Genomic DNA, 19,218 nt, shown 5'->3' on the forward strand with positions numbered 1-19,218 from the left:
CTGTGATCACGAAATTGTCCATCTTTCAGAAACTGTTTTACTTTCTTCTGTTTATGGTGGCGATTTTTGTGATCGCTTTCTGGTATATTAACAGCTTAAATCTCAAGGTCATTCAGACCGAAGTGAACAAAAACAAAATGAATGATATGCGGTTTATTACCTCTCAGCTTACGACGCAATTCGAACAGGTGCTGATGAACACCATGACACTATCCCAGGACTCAACGGTGAGAAGCTTCCCCGAGGCGATCAAATCCGGCGACAGATATGCCCGGTACGAAAACAAGATTGCCATTATGGATAAGCTCGCACTGAATTCGGCCTCCACAACCTGGAACAACACGGTGATTCTCTACTATCCCAATGAAAAAGAGATGATCTCCTCGGTGAATTCCTTTTCCTTTAGCAGCTTTAAGCTGCCGGATGACCGATATCATGAATGGACGATCCATATGGAGAATCCGGAAGCCGGCTATTATTCCTATATTATGCGCAGCCCTTTCAGTGTACTTCTGATCGAGGTCAGAATATCGCTGGAGAACATCACGAAAATGGTGGAGCAGTATAATTCGGGAACTCCCTTGCTGTACGATTCCGCCCAAAATACATTTATCACCAAGGATTCAGGGCTTCTTCAGGATGCATATCCGGCGATGGCCCAGCAGATTCAGGGTCTGAGCGGCTCATTTTCCCTCCGGGATCAGGGGACCGCGTACGTGGTGAATTACATGAAATCCGATGAGCTCGATCTTTATTTTATAGACTACCATCCCAAGAGCCAATATACCCAGCAAATTTCCCGCAATAACCAGTATTTTCTTTACGCAGTGCTGATGGTGCTGGGGGGAGTCATCTGCTACACTCTGCTGCTGCGGAAGCAGGTTCAGCAGCCCGTTCAGGCGCTTCGGACCGCGATCAACCGTTTTGATCGTGGAGATCTGTCCAGCCGCGTGGATAGCCTCGATGCCAACGAGTTCTCAGTGCTCGGCAATTCGTTTAATCGAATGGCTGAGAATACGCAAAGGCTGATTGAACAGGTGCTCCTCATCGAGATTGAAGTGAAAGAAGCGAAGCTGCGCCAGTATCAGGCTCAGATCAATCCGCATTTTTTGTTCAATTGTCTGAATTATATACAAAGCAAGGCGAGCGTGAAGGACCATGAGTCGGTGACCGCCATGACCCTGCATCTGGGGTCTTACTGCCGGTACATCCACAAGATCGAGCTGGTGGATGCTACCTTGATGGAAGAGTTTACCTTTGTAAAGCATTTTCTATCCATTGTTCAACTCCGTAAACGTGAAATTGCTTTTGATATTCATATTTCAGAAAGCTTATACGATGAGCGAGTGCCAAGAATGATTCTGCAGCCGCTTGTCGAGAATTGTGTGAAGCATGGCATTGAGCCGGGGATGCAGTCCGGGATTGTGTCAATCCGGACAGAACCGATGAAGCACGGCTTTGAGATTGTCATCGAGGACAATGGAGTAGGGATGACGGAGGAGAGAACACTGGCTATACAGCGGCATATGGATGACGTAATCCCCCAGGACGGCGCTCTGGGTGCGGGCATCCGCAATGTACACCAGCGACTGCGTCTATATTATGGGAAAAATTCCGGGTTGATCATAGAATCCACTCCCTTCAAGGGAACCTGCTACCGGATCCAGATACAGAAAGGAGATGATGAGCATGCTGCAGATTTTATTGGTTGATGACGAGCATTATGTCGTAGACGATTTAACGATCGCCTTTCCCTGGGAGGAGTTCGGCATTGGCAAGGTCCATCAAGCGTACTCCGGCGTCCAGGCTGCACAGATCCTGCAGGAGCATCCTGTAGATATTCTCATTACCGACATCGCGATGCCGGGGATGAATGGACTGGAATTGGTGGGCTTGGTTAAAGAGCATCATCCCCATACCAAGTGTATTCTGCTGACAGGCTTCTCTGATTTTGAATATGCTGTCGAGGCTCTGAAGCATGGGGTGCTGGAGTATCTGGTCAAGCCTCTGGATCAAAGTCAGCTGCGAGCGACACTGCATGCAACCGTGACCAAAATTCATGAGGAGCTGAGCATGGCCGCCTCATTAGATCTTGCAAAGCTGGCTTTCCGAGAACACCTGCCCTTGCTGAAGGATAAGCTGCTGAGTGAGCTGGTACAGGGCAAGAAATTCAGGCCGGATGAGCTGGCGGACAAAATGAATCACTATCAGATCTCCATCCACGAGCAGGAGGTTGTTCACTTGGTCCTGGTTCGTTTGGAGGAGCGCTTTACCAACTACGGTTCAGACAGTCAGCTGCTATTTGAATACGCTGTCATTAACATTGCGGAAGAGATTTTTGGTGATAGCTTTGTAGTCTGGCAGTGCCGGGACCCATACGAATATCTGGTGTTTCTTCTGAAATATAAGGAGGAAGGCAAGGGCCTGAGCCCGGAACAGGTACTGAAGCAGCTGAACAACAAGGCAGATCAATTGCACTATAACGTGAATGAGTATTTAAAGGGCGGCATTTCGGTCGTTGTATCCAACCCCGGATTATTCACTCAGGATGTGCGCAAGATGTACGAGGATGCTGTGTATGCCCTGAAGCAGCAGGTGGGAAGCCGCCAGGGCTATCTGCTCTCCGTGGGTGGACGTCCCCAGCAGGCGCAGGTACAGCCGTTAAGAATACTGTATGAGCCTCCGACCCTTATTCATCTGCTGGAGACCGGGCAGTGGGAAGGCTATAAGGAACGGCTTGCGCGTATTCAGCAGGAATATGACAGCTGGGAGGGGTGCAGTGAAGAATATTTTGAAGAAATTCGGAGCTTGCTGTTATCTTCCTTTCATTATATTGCCCACAAGAATCAGAAGCTTCTATCCGATCTGGTGGGATATGAACGAATGCATAAGTCCTCGTTTCGCTCAATGGAGCAGCTTATGCGGTGGGGAGAAGAGCTTGCCGAGCTGTTAAAGGACCAGCTGGAGACGGATACGCAAACGAATCAGCAGAAGATCATTCAGGAAATTTCCAGCTTTTTAGATGTGAGCTATGCAAATGCCAGTCTTCAGACTGTCGCGGATCATGTGTCTCTGCATCCCTCTTACGTATCCAGGCTGTTCAAGCAGGTTACGGGGAGCAGCATCAGTGATTATATTCATAAACTGAAGATGGAGCGGGCTTTGGCACAGCTCAGAGACTCGGACGCCAAGGTGTATGAAATCTCCGAGCAGCTCGGCTATTCCAACTCCCAATATTTTATCAAGGTGTTCAAGGACGAATTCGGGATGACACCTCAGGATTATCGTGAAAAAACGGGCGTGAAATAAAAAGCTCATTTCATCTTAACTCAACGTTCGCAGCTTAAATTTGGCAGATAAGCCTTGATATAACTGGGGAAATCGGCAACCAATGCTGTATTTGTGAACATGTAAGAAGCTTGCATGCCTGTCGAAAGCGCTTGATCGATTATTGCGGGCCACCTCAGGTGCGGGCAGGCGTGCCTCCATCCGTCTTTTGTAGCCGGACGTCCGCTGATCGATACCGTCTATAATTCCATTCACTTGCGACTTGAGCGAAGCCAGCAAGGAGAAGTCGACGGGGATAAACGTGTGCCCATCTGACCAGCCCAGTGTAAGCATTCGAAAACCTTTGTAGTAACAGCCGCTCGCATGGTCCTTACATCTGGAAAGCAATGCAACCGCCTTGCTGCGATTACGTTCAAACATAGAATCATCGACTATAAAGACAGATACCCGATTGGCGCTATGATTTAAGAAACGATACACGGTGTCTTTTCCAGGGAACGTTGCTCCCTTACCGCTTTCCAGCAAACGAAACCAGTTTTTGTGGTGAAACAAGTGGTGTTTTTCTATTTCGCAACGATGATATTGAATATGTCATATCTTCAGTTACATCATGCATTTGAGTCGATTTTCGCTCTGCAAAAGTTAAGTATTTAAGTATTGATCTAATTTATTCAGCTACCGGCAGGGGTAGTTCATTGGTTTCGCGAATACTTTACATATGAGTTATTTACGAAGTTCGCAGATATGACGTTAGGTGAAATGGCTGTAAAAAAGCCTTTGGAGGTCACTCATGGGAGTAGATTGGTATAATTCTATCGCTTTACGAAATGGCGGTTATAAAACAAATGCTAAATTTCTAATAGAAGGCATTAATGCCGAAGAAATTTATGAACAAGAGTTAATTAAACTTCTTCCTAACTTTTATCAGGTGTTAGATGCAGGTTGTGGTCATGGTGATTTTACAATCAGAATGTCACAATTTTCGAAATCAATTGTGGGACTTGATAATTCGATTGAATTAATAAAAATTGCTAAATCAAATCAAGTGGGAAGGGATAACATTGAATTTGTATTTATCTCAACAAAAGAAGAGTTACCATTCAAAGATGAACAATTTGATCTTATATACGATAGAAAAGGGCCAACATCAATCCTAAATCATAGTCGAATTCTTCGATCTGGAGGGACAGTGTTTGGGATTCATTCAGGCGCACTAGAACTTGTTAAAGAACGACTTCAACAAAATGGTTTTATAAGGATTGAAATTAGAGAATATAAGGAATCAAGAATTATATTTCCTAATCGAAATGAGTATATAAAATTTGTTTCTGATATTCCTGGAAACCCAGATTACAGTGAAGAACGATATAAGGATGAACTGGAAAAAATGATTGTTGAAAATACGTTTAACGGAATAATTCAAATAAAAGATTATAAATACATTTGGAAAGCACAAAAGCCGTGAAAGTAATCCAAGAAGCCATCCACATCATCTAACATTATATTAACGCATCTGGAATTCGCCCTCGGTCCCAGAAATAAATTTGAAGAGGTGGTTGGCTGGGACACACCCGGCTATCGCCGGGCGTCGTGAATATGAGAAACGTTATCGGAAATATTAATTCTGGGGGTTCTTATGTTTATCAATGAAGTAGTAAATAAAAGGCAACCAACAGGTATGTTGGCTGCCGTTGTTGGGGCAATAGTTGGGGGAGTGATTGCATCTATAGTCTCTTACACATTAATGATTTTGGATATAAAAGTTCAATTTGTTGATTATATGAGAAACGTTATATGAAAGATTTGCAAACCTATAAAATTATAAAACCATAAAGGAGCTCTGTTATGTCAGTTCAGATTGAAGACAAGGGATCATTTACGGTAATCGGTAAATTAGGACAAGGATTAGCGGCGGAAGGTCCCAAATGGATACCTGCTCTTTGGCAAGAGGCCAATAATGAATTCGGGGAAATTCAGAATTTAGCGAAGACAAATGAAGAAGGAAATCTAGTTGGTCTTTGGGGGGCAATGAGCGATATATCGGAAAGTTTTGAGCGTTGGACCGACCAAGGGAAATATTTAGCAGGTTGCGAGGTATTAGATCATTGCGTTGCTCCGGCAGGATGGACTAAATGGATCATCCCATCGTATAAATATGCTGTTATTCAATGTAATCAAAATACATATCAAAGGGAATTTAAATATATGGTTAATGAGTATCTGCCGAGCAATGGTTATTCGATCGTAGGGGCAGTGCATGAATATTATAAACCAAATGAGACAAATGGGAACCTGTACTTATATTTTCCGATAGAAAGAATACTGGATAAGTAAAGAAGAGCATTATTAAGCAAATTGTAGGAAGGCAAGTCCTTCATATAACACGTATTCACGCATCGGGCTGGCGCCCTCGGTCGCAGACGTGGGTGCGAGGAAGTGGTTGCTGCGACAACGCCCTACGGGAGTTCGTAAATGCCAGAACGTTATAAGAAATTAGCGCAAGTGCTATATTGAATGTGAACTCAGGAAGTGTATAAAATCAACATTTTCTGGAGCGTTCTTATAAATTGGCGTATAATAAGGTAGAGCAATCTAAAGGAGGCTATTACCCATGAGTGCTTCGAAACACAATGATATCGACAATATTTTGGATCATCTGAACGATACGAATAAATTAGTAGCCAAGAGCTTTTTATCTTGGTTACTCGAAAAACAAGCGGATGAAGAAGACGAGTATTTAACAAGCGATGATTTAAAGGCATTAGAAAAAGGTCGAATTGAATATCAGAATGGACAAACAAAATCATTGGAGGACTTGAAGCGTGAGTTCGAAATATAGAGTTGAATTTTCGAATGATGCTGAAAAGACACTTGTAAAACTAGATAAACCAATGATAAGGAGAATTTTTAAAGCCCTGGATCTGTTGTGTAATGATCCATTTGATGCTCCGAATGTAAAGAGAATGAAGGGATCTGAAGAACAAATTTTCAGATTGCGAGTAGGGAATTTTAGAATCATCTATGAAATCAAGGATAAAGAATTAATAATATATGTAGTACGAGTAGGACCAAGAGGAGACGTATACAAATGACATCATGCCCTAACAAAATCTGTTAGGGCATTTGGATTTAATGGAATTTTTGAAGGTTATTCAGGAAGGCAATAACATCTTATAACAACACATTCACGCTGCGTATCTGTCGCTCCTTGTTCCAGTCGAAGTAGAAGAAGTGGATTCTAAGAAGTAAACTCAATGCATGGAAGTATAATCAGCCAGACAACCCTGGCATGGAAACGTAAAAAGTATCCTCTAATCCGATGTATCCTGGAGCCTGACAACGAAATTTAGTATGAATTTGATAGCAACATTCTATATAAGGGAAAACCGTCAATTATTGAGGAAGGTCCAACAGTGTTAGGAGGAATATGAATGAAAGGGTGGAGTTTGCTTGTAGTAACTTGTTTTTTCTTGTTTATTGTTAGTTGCTCTGGAAATGAATCAATCAATCCTGAGACATGGGATCGTTCAAGTGGCTATGTGATTGCAAAAGAAGACCAGAAAATATTGGTGGTCAGGCATAAACCTGAACTTGAAACTGGCAACATGTCAGTATCAGAACTTCTCAAACAAAACCAACCTGATGCAATTTGGATAACGCTCAAAAATCCAGAAGTGTATGACACTATAGCAATAGGTGATAATGTGGAGTTAGGTATTGAAGGAGTAATTAAAAACTCTTATCCCGCCCAAGTCAATGCTACCGTAAAAGTAAAGAACTAGTGTCATTTACAATGTTAAAAAACGCTGTTGTGGATTGGTTTGGTCAAGCCCCCATTTAGTAGACATTGAAAAAGCCCTGGGCTGCAAGCTGGTGCCGGTACTCAACCGGCGTCAGCTTATTTAGTTTTCTCTGTGCTCTTCCCTTGTTATAAAAGTGAATGCATTCCTCAATTCTCCTTTATGCTTCTTCTATGCTTCAATGCTTCGGATATTATAAATATATAGAGCCTCTACTTTTAGATGTGAGAAGAAGCTCTGGGTGGTGGCGTTGTCGTAACAATTGCCTCTGCGTGAGCAGCTCATTCAAATTCATGAAGATATGGCTAAGAAAGCAAACAAGAACATGACAAGACTCATTCAATCACAACTACAGTAATGGATTACCGATTTGCCCAGTTATATCCGACAAATTTGAGCTGCAAAAGTTGAGATCTCAAGATCAGAGTCCCCTTAACAAATCGTTATGAAAGTAAACTTCTTGTTATAGAAAGCGTCTTCAAACAGAGATACAATTAGCTTGCATCTAACCTAACCACAGGAAGGGGGCACAGTGAAGCCATTCAGCTGCGTGCATGTCAGGAAAAAAATACAGATTGGGAAGGTGAGCAAATTGCAAATGAAAAAAAGATGGATTGCCCTTTGTTCTTCACTGGTTCTGCTGGCTTCATTGGCGGGTACGGCTTTTGGTGCGACCTCATTATGGGAGCCTTTGACCTCGCATAATTCACAAAAGTGGGAGAAAGCCGATGGATGGTCTAACGGGGCTATGTTCAACTGTACCTGGCGGGCAAAGAATGCAACGTTTACGAGTGACGGAAAGCTTCGTCTTGCACTTACAAGCCCTTCTACAAATAAATACGATTGCGGAGAGTACCGATCGAAGGCCAAATTCGGTTACGGGCTGTACGAGGTCAGCATGAAGCCTGCTAAGAACACCGGAGTTGTTTCCTCCTTCTTTACGTATACGGGCCCGTCAGATGGTACACAATGGGACGAAATCGATATTGAATTCTTAGGCAAGGACACGACGAAGGTACAATTTAATTATTATACCAATGGCGTGGGCGGTCACGAAAAAGTAGTGGATCTTGGCTTTGATGCCTCCAAGAGCTACCACACCTATGCTTTTGACTGGCAGCCAGGCTCCATTACATGGTACGTGGATGGCGTGAAGAAGCACACCGCGACCTCCAATATTCCGAAGACTCCAGGGAAGATCATGATGAACCTTTGGAACGGTACCGGGGTAGACGGCTGGCTGGGACCCTACAATGGAGCTAATCCATTATACGCTTACTACGATTGGGTTAAATATACGGGCAACTAGGTTGCTCGCCAAAAAGCGGCCGTTCCCGGCCGCTTTTTCGTGCTTGCTTAGATCAGCTGAAAGCTTCGGCATCAGCCTCGCCAGCGCAGTGCTAACGCAGGCGCTGCAAGCTAGCTAGCGATAATTGCCGCCTTCGCTCTCCTTGTATTTACCGTTCTGGTCGTGCAGGGATTGCTTCCTGCGGTCGTTGCGGGCCTGTTGCTGCTGCTGCGCCTCCAGGCTGTTCACGGGAGTGTGCTCCAGCTCTTTTACCGTGTTGACCAGATTTTTGTCCGGATGCTCTGTATTCACAGTAAGCCGCCTCCTTCGCTGCGTCAAAATAGGGTGCAAGGTAGTATTTGCCGACTACACCGCCGCTATACGTAATCCCGCATGAGCGGGAGAATACAGCAATGAATGCCGCCGCCCAATTTGTGAATTTCCGAGACGTCGACAGGGATCGCTTCCACGCCATTCCGGGATAGCAGCTCCAGGGTACGGACTCCGCTCTTGGAGCACAGCACCTGACCGGGCGAGAGGGCGAATACATTGATACTCAGCATGGGGTCCTGGGGGTGTACCTGCAGCAGCTCAAAGCCCCGCTGCTGCAGCTCATCCAGAAACCAGAATGGCAGCACAGCAATGTTCACTAGAGCTTTCTGATGATCCACAATTACAAAGGCTTCATCCAGATGAATGATGGAAGCCGGCAACTCTACGGTCATCAGTTCGATGTCCTGCAGTGAGAGCAGCTGCCTCACCTGGTGAATGCCGTCAGCATTGACGCGTTCCGAACGGCCGATGACCGCGGTCCTTTCATCTAGCATCGTGAAGCTGCCCCCCTCTGCGAGCCCTTTTCCCTGTATCATGCCGAGAATTGGCATTCCGGCCCGGCTAAGTGTGGAAGCGAGGAGGGGAGTCTCCCCGTGACGGACATGGAGCGCAGGTCTGGACAGTATGATGCCGCCTGGCACCACCATGCCTCCATCCCGGGTGAATATCGCTTCGGGAAAATGCTCTACCGTGCCTTCCAGACCCAGCACTTCGACACCGTGCTGCTTCAGGACAGCGGCCAGATGGTCATGCTGCTCCTGCAGCACGCTCAAGTCAACAGACTGTACAGGACTATTCTTGGGCAGACAGCCTTGAATATGCTGCAACAGCAGCGGCCCGGATTCGATCGCCCCGCTGTTCTCATCCAGCAGCAGAACTTCGTGCCCGGGACGATGCATGAGTACTTGCCGAATGGCACCGACCGGACTTCTCATGCCCCAAGGCTTGCCCCATACCGATTGCAGCAGAGGCGGGTGTTGAAACGGTTCTTGTACCAGCTTGCGTGACAGCGAGAAAAAGTTCTGTTGCATAGGCAGCTCCTTTGATTAGAAGAATGGCACCACAAGGCGGTCCTGTTTATTAATAATGCAGCGGCGGCAGATTGAGATGCTCCTGCTCTTGGTAAAGCGTAATGTGCAAGCGAAGCTTCCCATCCATCGTGGCCAGAAAAACATCCTCCAGGGAAATGTCCATCCGGCGCAGCTCCTCGTGCACCCATGATGCCTCCAGTTGAAACGATGCCAGCACACGGGGCTCGATCCGCCCCTCCCGAATGAGGGGAAACACGAGGGGGGAGGCACCTTGTGTATGCGATTTTTCCAGGATGCTCAGCTGTCCGTTAGGCTCAATCAGAGCCAGCTCTACCGTGCTGGGGTTAAAGACCAGATTTTCACGCAGCATCTGCAAAATATTATCGATCGTGTACCGCGCCTTCTTGATGTTAGGGTAGATGAGCTTTCCATGGTGGATCACAATGACCGGCTCGAACGTGACCCACTTTCCAAACTTGCGGAAGGTGATGACCGCATACGAAAATATTTTTTGAAAAATACCGATGACCACAATCGCGAACGCCGTCGGCAGATGCTGAATCTGAGGATCGGCAATGTCCGCGCCTACGACAGCGCCAAGAGCCAGCACGATCAGGTAATCAAAGATAGGCAGCTCTCCGATGGAGCGTCTACCCATAAATAGTGTAATGATCAGCATCAGGGGGAAGATGGTCACAATTCTTCCCAGCACGACAGCACAATCCTTCATCCATTCCAGCACAGGCACTTCATCCTTTCTGTCTGTCGTCTCCCGCAGGCGCCACAGCGGTTCACAGGACTACGAAGGTTTCCTTTTGTGCCATAGTATGGCTGGAAATGGAGAGTTTTAGCCTGAGGACAGCCCATTCAAATGGCATAACAAAAGCCGGTGCAGCGCACCGGCTTTCTTGCCTTATTCCAGGCTCCAGATTCGATACAGAATGACCGCTGCTTCTGCGCGGGTCATGAGCTCCTGTGGTGCGAGAGCTTGGTTCCTGCCATGAACCAGACCCTCCCCGGTCATGATTGCAGCGCTTTCCTTAGCATACCCCGAGAGGGCTGCCGCGTCTTTAAACCGGGTCAAGTCTTGGGGCTCGCCGAGCGTTTTTCCGCCGGCCTTCAGAGCCCGTACCGCCATGACCATCATATCCTGGCGCTTCAGCGGCTGCTCTGGCCTGAAGGTGCCATCAGCATATCCGCTAATGATCCCAAGCTCTAATGCGGCAGCAACCTCAGCCTGAAGAGCGTTCGCCGCGGCAGCATCGCTGAAGGAGCGGCCGGAGAGATCAGCAGCCGGAATATCCAGCATCCGGACCAGCAGCGCAGCGAATCCGGCCCGGGTCATCGTATCGCCCGGCGAGAACGTCTGCGGGGTGGTCCCCTGAATCACACCGCGTGCAGCCATGGCATGAACGGCTTGCTCCGCCCAAGGAACGCGCGTGACATCGGCAAACGGCTTCGCCGCATACGTTACGGCGTAGGTCCCCAACTTCTTCATCGAGAAGCGGACCGCTTGTGTAGAATCATCGTAACGGCTGCTGACGACTGGTGTGGGTACGCCTTGATCATCCATATGCCAGACGACAATCTGTTCCTGATGATTAGCTTCGGCTGCTGAAGGTGTATAGAATATCTCGGTTTGAATCGGCATCCCGGCCTGGTCCCAAGGAAGAAGTGTATCTCCATGAAGCAGGCTGACCCGAAGAGCCGGACGATTCCCCGGAAGAGGCGTCATACTCATTCCCGGCCGCAGGCTAACGTGGTGATCCAAGGACAGGGTGATGAAGCCTTTTGCCTGTATATCTTTACCTTTGGTGGCTTGGTGCAGCGCCTGGCCCGGGATCGTCAGCTTGGCTGCGCCAGAGGGAATGACCAGCTCCCAGCCCTCCAGCGCCTGCAGCCCGGACATCGGCAGCTGTAGATCCAGACCGGCCGTCCCCTTTAGACCGGGCACATCAATCATCATCTGACGTCCTCGCTCCCCGGCGGCTTGCGATGACTGCAGCGCCTTCTGCAGCAGTGCTGCAGAAACGACGGCTTGCATGCGTCCCTGCTTCAAGGCTGCCTGCGGCTTCAGAGTTATGACACCGTCATGAACAGTCACGGAGCCATCCGGGTTGTTCGCAGGAACGGTAATGGTGCTTCCCGGCATGTCGCTGCTGCCAGCAGCCGGCTTGCCCGTCAGGTGCAGGGTGCCGAATACAGAGGTATCCATATAAGCATTGCCTGTGGTATCGTTCCAGGCAGCAACACTTTGGCGGGCCCCACTCCTTGCGTCGTTGATCTGAACATCAAATCCGAGGCGGGCTCCGTTCCCAGGCTTTACCTCACGCAGAGGAATCTGGAGCTCAACGGTATACATGCTGCCGCTGGTCCGTGTAGAGGATTTGAAGCCTGCAGGAGCAGGTTCTGGATTAAAGGACGTTTCATTATCATAATTGACGCGATATTGTCCGTCATCCTGCTGATAGTAGGTCGTCTTCTCGTTATTCTCATCCACAAAAACCTCAATAGAATCCTGCTCCCAAGGGTTGGGGCTGCTCTTGTCGAGCTGACCATCGTTTACCTTGACCAGCACATAGAGATATTGATCATCCCACAATGCCTTAGCGGTTCCGGTCGCACCCTGCCAAGCTATCTGGTATTGATTGACCGGAATGGCGGTGGCAGAATTCCATGCGGCATCCTCGATCCCGTCAATAACAACTGGGGAAGCAGCATAGCTTGCCGAAGTGAAGTTCCCTTCCGGGAGCACCGGCTGATACCCGGCGATAAACGTGTCAGGGTCTACAATACCGTAGTAGGCAGGCTTCGCTTGTAAATTCCGGTCAAACACGAGCGGGTTAAACGCCGCTCTCCAGCCTTTGCTGTCCTCTAGCCCCCAGAAGGTGACGCGGCTGATGTGCTCGGCATACTGTTCATACAGCTGAAAGAGTCTCGCATAGATGTAGCTCTGCGCATCAGCCTGCTGCTTCGTCATCTGATAGTCACTGCCGGCCTGAATGTCCAGCTCCGTAATGCTGATCTCCACGCCTAATGAAATGAAGCGTTCCAGGGAAGCTTTCACATTGTCCGGGTTCGTATTCAAGCCGTAGTGGCCCTGCATGCCAATACCATCAATGAGAAGCTTGCCGGGATGCTCCTGACTGTACCTCTCATTGATCTCCTTCACCATGTGGTAGATGGCTGTGGCCTTGTTCCGGTTGTCTTCATTGTAATCATTGTAGTACAGCTTGATCTCCCAATCGGGATTCTCATCCAGCACCTCTCTTGCTGCCAGAAAAGCCTGCTCGACATAATCAGGGCCGATAGCGTGGTACCAGGGCGATTGGCGCAGTGAGCCTTTCCATTGTTCCGGGGAGGAGGGGTTATCGTTTATGGCTTCGTTCACAACATCCCACGAAATCATCCGGTCTCCAAAATGCTCCATCACCGCGCGAATATGCGTCCTCATATTGTCTAATGCTTCCTCGCGATCGAGCGGAGAACCCTCGCCGGGACGCGTGGTCATCCAGGCAGGAGACTGCTGATGCCATACGAGAACATGTCCATGCATGCGGAGTCCCGCATCCAGGGCGGCATTGACCATTTGATCTGCAGCCTCGAAGGTATACGTCCCCTTTTGCGGCTGCAACGCTTCCGGCTTCATGGCATTCTCGGCTGTTGCTGCGTTATGGTGCTTGCTTAGCAGCTCCAGGCGGATGCCTTCCAGATCCTCCGCTGTAATGGCAGCGCCTATGAGAAATTGAGATGCATAGACGTCCCTGAGCGCCTCCAGATCAGGCTGGATAGCGATTGGTCCTGAGTCTGTACGCTCCAGATGCACATCATCGAGATAAAAAGAGGCCGTGCTGCTGGAGCTCTCTACATAAATCGTCAGCACTCCGCTGCTGACATTGTTATAGCGGTAGGTGCCCTTCAGCTCTATCCATCCGCTCTCGGCTGTGACGCTCTCCTTATCCAGCGTTACATAGCTGGCACTGTTCTCGGTACCGATCTGCGTGGACAGCTGCAGATCGGCACTCTCCGGAGAGATCAGCTTGACCCAAGCGCTGATCGTATATTCCGCGCCTTGCACTATATAGGGGTCGATGCGCAGGCTCGGTCCATGCCAGGTGTCGGAGCGGCCTTCTGTCTTTAGTGCAAAGCTACCGCCTGAGCTATGATTCTCCCCGGAAACAAGGGTAAGTTGCTCCGTGCCCTTCCGGCCCTCAAAGCCGCTGACCTGACCATGTTCAAATGTTATGGTGGACCACTCCCGGACAGGTGCAGAAGGGGGCTGCTCCGGGTCCGTGCCGGGTGTCTTGGTAATAAGCACATGACCGATATAAAAAGGAACCGCCGCCCCAGCTTCATTAGACTTGATCCGAAGGGCTACATCGCGGTTCTGGTCTGCCGTGAACTCCTTCTCCAGAATACAGTGCCCCCGGACTTATAATCAACTTCGACATGATTGCTGTAGCTGTTTACCGTCTGCAGCGCAGCTTTGGCTCCCGCAGGAAGCGGCACATCAGCATCTACGTAGACGGACGCCGTTACGGTATAGGTGACTCCATTCTCCAATCCGATATCCTCAAATGTAAAATCAGCGGCGTCCCAGTCGTTGCTGCGGCTATGGACATATAGCGCTGCAGCATCGTCTTGAAGCTCGAAAGGCTTGTCGCTAACGTAATCCAGGCGGGCATTACCGCTTGCAGCCGCCACGCTGTTACCGTCTTCAAAATGCTCCTCGTATACAACAGAAGTCGACGCAGCCGCTGATTCTGGCTCAGCCGCCGCTTCAGGCGGTAAAGCCGGAATGAACAAAACGGCCGCAAGCACAGCGGCCATCATCTGCTTGAATGTTCGCACAATATGCACCCCTTTACATAAGAATGAACCTTTGTTAAGAAATAAAACGCTCTCATAAATGCAGTGAGTTCCCGGAGCCTCCCTTCACAGAATCATGATAGCGCAGAGCCTCTCGCACTACACTGCGAAAATTAAAGATGTTATACAGCGAATCACACGTTTGTTAAGATAAAGGTAGAAGCATTTATAGGACCTGACCGAACGCAGAGCGGAAGGGCAGGGGGCAGGAGCTCGTTTAAAGGAACGTGCGTGCCGGGTAATGGACGACATGCCAGGCATGACTAAATCAAATGTCAGGAGGAATCCTATGTTACGCTGGAGCTGGCTGGCCCTGTGGCTGGCATTTATCGTCTATGCGGCATGGCTCGCACCGGGGCAGGGGGCAGGAGACGATCCCTTGTTCAAGGAGCTGATCACGCTGCAGTCGAAGGAGCCGTCGCTGATGGCCCTGTTCTCGATGCTGGGGCTGTTCCCGATTGCTTTTGCCTGTTTGCTGCTGCGCAGTGACCGGGGCACTCTTCCCGCCTGGCCGTTCTCTTTGGCGGCCTTTGGACTGGGAGCCTTTGCGCTGATTCCGTACTATGTGCTGCAAGGGGAAGAGCGACAAAGCTCCTTTAGAAAAAACCGCGCCCCCCGCTGGGTGCAAGGACTCGCGGGGTCCGGTTGGTTTTTGTGGCTGCTGATCGCAGGCACCCTGGCGGTTATCGGCTGGGGGCTGACACAAGGGAGTATGGAGGCCTATCAGGCAGCTTTTCAGTCCTCCCAATTCGTCCACGTGATGAGTCTGGATTTTCTCGTGCTGACTCTGCTGTCGGTCTATGGGATTTACCGTGATGATCAGCGGAAACCGTACCCTTCAGGGATATCCTGGATGGGCCTGTTCCCGATTGTCGGCCTGCTGCTCTATTTGTGGCTGACCCGGCACCGGAGCCGCGAAGCTGCCTGATGGGGCAGCATAAATACAAGTGTGAATAAGGAGGAGTTCTATGGGAATTCTGTCACGTTTTACTCAACTAATGTCAAGCAGCTTTCCGTCAGTCATGGAGCAGGCGGAGGATCCGGAACGGGCCGTCCGCCGATATTTGGAGGAGCTGGGCCGCAATCTGGGACAGCTGAAGGCAGAGGCAGCCGCTGCAGAGGCGGCGCAGGGGCGGGCCCGCCGGGCGCTGGATGAATGGCGCGAGGAGCTTCACCGGCTGGAGCGGTATGCCGCGAAAGCCCAGGAGTCGGGCGATGAAGGCAAGGCCCGTTCCTTCCAGGATATGAAGGAGCAGCAGGAGAAGAAGGTAGAGCCGCTCCAGGCAGACTTTCTGGCTGCCACAGAGGAAGCGGCCCGGCTGCAGGAGCTGAGGGGCAAGCTGGTTGCCGACGTGCGGGATCTGGAAGCCCGGCATGCCAGGGTGAAGCATACGATGGCGGAAGCGCGGCTGCAGCAGCAGAATCAGGGCGGCAGCGACCCTGCCGGGCCGATTGACGCTCCCTTGGGCATGCTGGAAGAGAAAGCGGATCTTGCACTTTATGAAGCAGAGGCGCTGGCTGAGTTAAGATCAGAGCGTCAGGAGAAGAGCTTTGATGAGCTGTTTGACGAGCTGATTCGGCAGGCCCCGTAAGGGACAGACAGAGGGGAGGTGAGGCGAATGCCAGTCATTGCGTACAAATGTCCGAATTGCGGCAGCGGCATGAATTATGATAGTGAGAGCGGGATGCTGTCCTGTCCGAGCTGCGGCAGAAAGGACAATATTGAAGCTATTCCCGATCCCTTGGCGCAGGAGGTATTCACAGAGGGGGAGGTGAAGCAGTACTCCTGTACAAGCTGCGGCGCGGTGCTGATGACCGAGCCGGAGACGTCGGCTACCCGCTGCAGCTTCTGCGGCTCGGCTGTTGTATTGGGGGATCGGTTAAGCGGGGCGCTGGCACCGGCCTGGGTCATTCCTTTTGCCATCAGCAAGGCTCAGGCGGAGGAAGCGTTCCGCAAATGGTGCCGAAAGGGGCTGCTGACGCCAAGAGGCTTCATGAAAGCCAGCCGGATCAAGGGCATGACAGGGATCTATGTTCCGTTCTGGCTGTATGACTTACATAACCGGGTGGAGGTTCATGCGCAGGCCATCAAGGTCAGAACCTACACGCGCGGAGATTATCGGTACACGGAGACAGACCACTACAAGGTATATCGCAAGCTCGTGCTGGATCTGACGAAGCTGCCAGTGGATGCCGCCGAGAAAATGAACGACGAGCTGATGGACAAGCTGGAGCCGTTTCCCTATGAGCAGCTGAAGGATTTCAAGACGCCGTATCTGGCGGGTTATATAGCCGAGAAATACAGCTATGACGACAAGGAGCTGCTGCCTCGTGCGGAGCGGAGAATTCGCAGCTATATTGATGACTATATCGCCTCCACCATTACCGGATATACGCATGTCACTTATGGAGACACCTCCATTGACACCTCTGTAGAGCAGGCTAAGTACGCGCTCTTTCCGGTATGGATGGTGTATTATGATTACAACAGCGCAGAGCACACCTTTGCCATGAACGGGCAGACCGGGAAGATTGTCGGCAAGCCGCCGATCAGCAAAGCCAAGGTGGCCGGATGGTTTGCGGGCGTGAGCGGCGCGGCCTTTGTCGCCTTAAGGCTGGCATCGTGGACGATGGGAGGGAGTCTGTGGTGAAGTCAGGGATATTTGCAAGACTGCGTACAGGAGGCCTGCTGATGCTGGCAGTGCTCCTGCTTTATAGCTTCCCTGCCGTGGGAAACGGAGAGCCGTCAGTCCCGCCGTCAGATAAACAGCTGATCTGGGATGACGCGGGATTGCTCAGCCCCAAGGAATATGAACGGCTGAATGAGCTGGCCGGGAAGCTTGGCGCGGAGCGGGAGACGGATATTATCATTCTGACCACCTTAAACCGGGAAGGCCGGGATGTCGCAAATATTACGAATGATTTCTATGACGAGTACGCACCGGGATATGATCAGCCTTTTGGCAATACGGTCATCCTGACGCTCGACATGAATTACCGCGAGGTAGACTTGGGCGGCTTCCAGCAAGCGGAAAGCTATTTAAACTCCGGCAGGCTGGACCAAATCCGCCGCCAGATTACACCGGCTTTGACTGAAGGAAGCTATGCCGAGGCGTTTGAGACCTATATTACGGAAGCCTACCGCTATCTTGGCATCGTGCCGGACACAGGCTCAGCTGCTTATGGAGGGACAGACCGCAATGGCAGTCCGGGTGCGAACGGGAACGTGCTGCATCAGACGTGGTTTCAGCTCCTGGTATCTGCAGCGATCGGAGCCGGGGTCGTTGGCATCATGGCCTACCGCTCTGGCGGGGTAATGACCGTCAATCGACGCAGCTACGAGAATTCAGCCTCCTCCGGTGTACTGGACCGGGAGGATCAATATATTCGCACCACAGTTACGAAGACCAAGATTCCGAAGAGCAACAGCGGGCCGGGCGGCGGTACTACGGGAGGCGGACACTCCCGCAGCGGCAGCCGGGGCTCATTTTAGAAGCGGATCGAGAAAGGAGTGCATGAAGTATGGGGTTTTTCAGAAATCAGTTTGCGGATGTTGTGGAGTGGGAAGAATTTCGGGAGGATATGATTTTTTGGAAATGGGACAGCCGGGAGATCAAGAAGGGCAGCCGGCTCGTGATTCGTCCCGGACAGGACGCGGTGTTTATTAATAACGGCAAAATTGAGGGGATTTTTGAGGATGAGGGCACGTTCAATGTTGAATCCGATATTATTCCGTTCCTGTCCACGCTGAAGGGCTTCAAGTTTGGCTTTAACAGCGGAATGCGGGTCGAGGTGCTGTTTGTAAATACGAAGGAATTCACGGTGCGCTGGGGAACGCAGAACCCTGTGCTTATTCAGACACCACAGCTGCCAGGCGGTATGCCGATCCGGGCGAACGGTACGTTTCAGTTCAAGGTGAAGGATTATGTCACGCTGATTGATAAGATTGCCGGCGTCAAAAAGAGCTATCTGGTGGAGGACGTCAAGCTCCGCATCACCTCGGTGCTGGATCAGCTGCTCATGAAGTGGATCAGCCGCGAGGGCAAGGATATGTTCAATCTGCAGGGGAACGCTTACGAGATTGCCCGGGGGATCCGCGAGGATCTGGATATGGAGATGCTGGGCTATGGCATTACGATTACCGGCTTCCAGGTGATGAGCTTCAATTACCCGCAGGAAATTCAGGATATGATCACGAAGACGGCCTCGCATGAAATGATCGGCAACCTGCAGAAGTACCAGCAGGTCAGCCTGACCGATGGCATGGCCTCCGGCAAAATGCAGGGTGGCGGGGCGGCCTCCGATATGGCGGGCATGATGATGGGCATGAATATGGCCCAGGACATGCTCAAGCATATGAACCCGGATCGGCAGCAGCCGTCCTCATCCCCAGAGAAGGCTCCTTCCTCTGCTGAGGAGTCAGCTCAAGGTGGGAAGACGTCCTCCTCCGGAGAGCCAGCGGCAAAGCCGAACTTCTGTCCCAACTGCGGCGCCAAGAATGAAGGCGGCAACTTCTGCCCGAACTGCGGCCATAAGCTGAGCTGACAAGGGCTTACGTTGTTCATGTAAGCGCCGCCTTTTTGTGATATAATGGCAGGAAACTTAAACC

At 50.3% G+C, this 19,218-nt stretch carries 20 protein-coding genes and 1 pseudogene; 14 read left to right on the forward strand and 7 right to left on the reverse strand.

What is annotated here, in order from left to right; translation table 11 throughout:
* Window positions 1-2: 2 nt before the first annotated feature.
* Window positions 3-1,712, forward strand: a complete 1,710-nt coding sequence (locus E6C60_RS01630; RefSeq protein WP_138224164.1) for a sensor histidine kinase — start codon at window positions 3-5, stop codon at window positions 1,710-1,712.
* Window positions 1,690-3,309 carry a response regulator gene (locus tag E6C60_RS01635; RefSeq protein ID WP_175415139.1) on the forward strand — a complete coding sequence of 540 codons (1,620 nt, stop codon included), beginning with the start codon at window positions 1,690-1,692 and terminating at the stop codon, window positions 3,307-3,309. The genes E6C60_RS01630 and E6C60_RS01635 overlap by 23 nt, the downstream gene beginning before the upstream one ends.
* 71 nt (window positions 3,310-3,380) lie before the next feature.
* Here the strand turns inward: E6C60_RS01635 and E6C60_RS01640 are convergent.
* Window positions 3,381-3,840 (reverse strand): annotated as a pseudogene (locus E6C60_RS01640) (transposase); the annotation flags it as partial.
* Between the two features lie 238 nt (window positions 3,841-4,078).
* Here E6C60_RS01640 and E6C60_RS01645 point away from each other — a divergent pair.
* The 6 genes from E6C60_RS01645 to E6C60_RS01665 all read left to right on the forward strand — a co-directional run bounded on the left by E6C60_RS01645 (window position 4,079) and on the right by E6C60_RS01665 (window position 7,070).
* On the forward strand, window positions 4,079-4,753 hold the full coding sequence (locus E6C60_RS01645) for a class I SAM-dependent methyltransferase (RefSeq protein ID WP_138224166.1): 675 nt from the start codon (window positions 4,079-4,081) through the stop codon (window positions 4,751-4,753).
* A 171-nt stretch (window positions 4,754-4,924) separates the two neighbouring features.
* The gene (locus tag E6C60_RS20765) at window positions 4,925-5,086 is read left to right on the forward strand and encodes a hypothetical protein (protein ID WP_175415140.1); all 162 of its coding nucleotides are present in this window, start codon (window positions 4,925-4,927) and stop codon (window positions 5,084-5,086) included.
* Between the two features lie 47 nt (window positions 5,087-5,133).
* Window positions 5,134-5,622: a GyrI-like domain-containing protein gene (locus tag E6C60_RS01650; RefSeq protein WP_138224167.1), complete on the forward strand. Its 489-nt coding sequence runs from the start codon at window positions 5,134-5,136 to the stop codon at window positions 5,620-5,622.
* Between the two features lie 277 nt (window positions 5,623-5,899).
* Window positions 5,900-6,127: a hypothetical protein gene (locus E6C60_RS01655; RefSeq protein ID WP_138224168.1), complete on the forward strand. Its 228-nt coding sequence runs from the start codon at window positions 5,900-5,902 to the stop codon at window positions 6,125-6,127.
* On the forward strand, window positions 6,111-6,380 hold the full coding sequence (locus tag E6C60_RS01660; RefSeq protein WP_138224169.1) for a type II toxin-antitoxin system RelE family toxin: 270 nt from the start codon (window positions 6,111-6,113) through the stop codon (window positions 6,378-6,380). Before E6C60_RS01655 ends, E6C60_RS01660 begins: the two co-directional genes overlap by 17 nt.
* A gap of 339 nt (window positions 6,381-6,719) precedes the next feature.
* The gene (locus E6C60_RS01665) at window positions 6,720-7,070 is read left to right on the forward strand and encodes a DUF3221 domain-containing protein (protein WP_138224170.1); all 351 of its coding nucleotides are present in this window, start codon (window positions 6,720-6,722) and stop codon (window positions 7,068-7,070) included.
* A gap of 55 nt (window positions 7,071-7,125) precedes the next feature.
* On the opposite strand, the gene E6C60_RS21545 is transcribed toward E6C60_RS01665, so the two are convergent.
* Window positions 7,126-7,242: an IS3 family transposase gene (locus E6C60_RS21545; RefSeq protein WP_138227568.1), complete on the reverse strand. Its 117-nt coding sequence runs from the start codon at window positions 7,240-7,242 to the stop codon at window positions 7,126-7,128.
* A gap of 444 nt (window positions 7,243-7,686) precedes the next feature.
* Between E6C60_RS21545 and bglS the strand changes: the two genes are divergently transcribed.
* On the forward strand, window positions 7,687-8,397 hold the full coding sequence (bglS, locus tag E6C60_RS01675) for a beta-glucanase (RefSeq protein ID WP_138224171.1): 711 nt from the start codon (window positions 7,687-7,689) through the stop codon (window positions 8,395-8,397).
* 114 nt (window positions 8,398-8,511) lie between these two features.
* Here bglS and E6C60_RS20770 read toward each other — a convergent pair whose 3' ends face one another.
* The 5 genes from E6C60_RS20770 to E6C60_RS21245 form a co-directional block, all read right to left on the reverse strand.
* On the reverse strand, window positions 8,512-8,688 hold the full coding sequence (locus E6C60_RS20770) for a hypothetical protein (protein WP_175415141.1): 177 nt from the start codon (window positions 8,686-8,688) through the stop codon (window positions 8,512-8,514).
* Window positions 8,689-8,753: 65 nt separating this feature from the next.
* Window positions 8,754-9,740 carry a dimethylarginine dimethylaminohydrolase family protein gene (locus E6C60_RS01680; RefSeq protein ID WP_138224172.1) on the reverse strand — a complete coding sequence of 329 codons (987 nt, stop codon included), beginning with the start codon at window positions 9,738-9,740 and terminating at the stop codon, window positions 8,754-8,756.
* Window positions 9,741-9,789: 49 nt separating this feature from the next.
* On the reverse strand, window positions 9,790-10,482 hold the full coding sequence (locus E6C60_RS01685) for a DUF421 domain-containing protein (RefSeq protein WP_325053172.1): 693 nt from the start codon (window positions 10,480-10,482) through the stop codon (window positions 9,790-9,792).
* 171 nt (window positions 10,483-10,653) lie between these two features.
* Window positions 10,654-14,058 carry an endo-1,4-beta-xylanase gene (locus E6C60_RS01690; RefSeq protein WP_233281095.1) on the reverse strand — a complete coding sequence of 1,135 codons (3,405 nt, stop codon included), beginning with the start codon at window positions 14,056-14,058 and terminating at the stop codon, window positions 10,654-10,656.
* 56 nt (window positions 14,059-14,114) lie between these two features.
* Entirely contained in the window at window positions 14,115-14,591 is a 477-nt protein-coding gene (locus E6C60_RS21245; RefSeq protein WP_233281096.1) for a hypothetical protein, read from the reverse strand.
* Window positions 14,592-14,898: 307 nt separating this feature from the next.
* Between E6C60_RS21245 and E6C60_RS01695 the strand changes: the two genes are divergently transcribed.
* From E6C60_RS01695 to E6C60_RS01715, 5 genes are read left to right on the forward strand one after another with little or no spacing between them, the layout of a single operon-like run.
* Window positions 14,899-15,537 (forward strand): hypothetical protein, encoded by a 639-nt coding sequence (locus tag E6C60_RS01695; protein ID WP_138224173.1) that lies wholly within the window; start codon window positions 14,899-14,901, stop codon window positions 15,535-15,537.
* 40 nt (window positions 15,538-15,577) lie between these two features.
* Window positions 15,578-16,201 carry a PspA/IM30 family protein gene (locus E6C60_RS01700; RefSeq protein ID WP_138224174.1) on the forward strand — a complete coding sequence of 208 codons (624 nt, stop codon included), beginning with the start codon at window positions 15,578-15,580 and terminating at the stop codon, window positions 16,199-16,201.
* A 27-nt stretch (window positions 16,202-16,228) separates the two neighbouring features.
* A complete protein-coding gene (locus E6C60_RS01705) occupies window positions 16,229-17,260 on the forward strand; it encodes a TFIIB-type zinc ribbon-containing protein (protein ID WP_138224175.1) in 1,032 nt (343 codons plus the stop codon).
* A gap of 41 nt (window positions 17,261-17,301) precedes the next feature.
* On the forward strand, window positions 17,302-18,102 hold the full coding sequence (locus E6C60_RS01710; protein ID WP_138227570.1) for a TPM domain-containing protein: 801 nt from the start codon (window positions 17,302-17,304) through the stop codon (window positions 18,100-18,102).
* A gap of 29 nt (window positions 18,103-18,131) precedes the next feature.
* The gene (locus tag E6C60_RS01715; RefSeq protein WP_138224176.1) at window positions 18,132-19,154 is read left to right on the forward strand and encodes an SPFH domain-containing protein; all 1,023 of its coding nucleotides are present in this window, start codon (window positions 18,132-18,134) and stop codon (window positions 19,152-19,154) included.
* Window positions 19,155-19,218: the final 64 nt, after the last annotated feature.

The sequence above is a fragment of the Paenibacillus algicola genome, from assembly GCF_005577435.1.
Taxonomy (GTDB): domain Bacteria; phylum Bacillota; class Bacilli; order Paenibacillales; family Paenibacillaceae; genus Paenibacillus_AQ; species Paenibacillus_AQ algicola.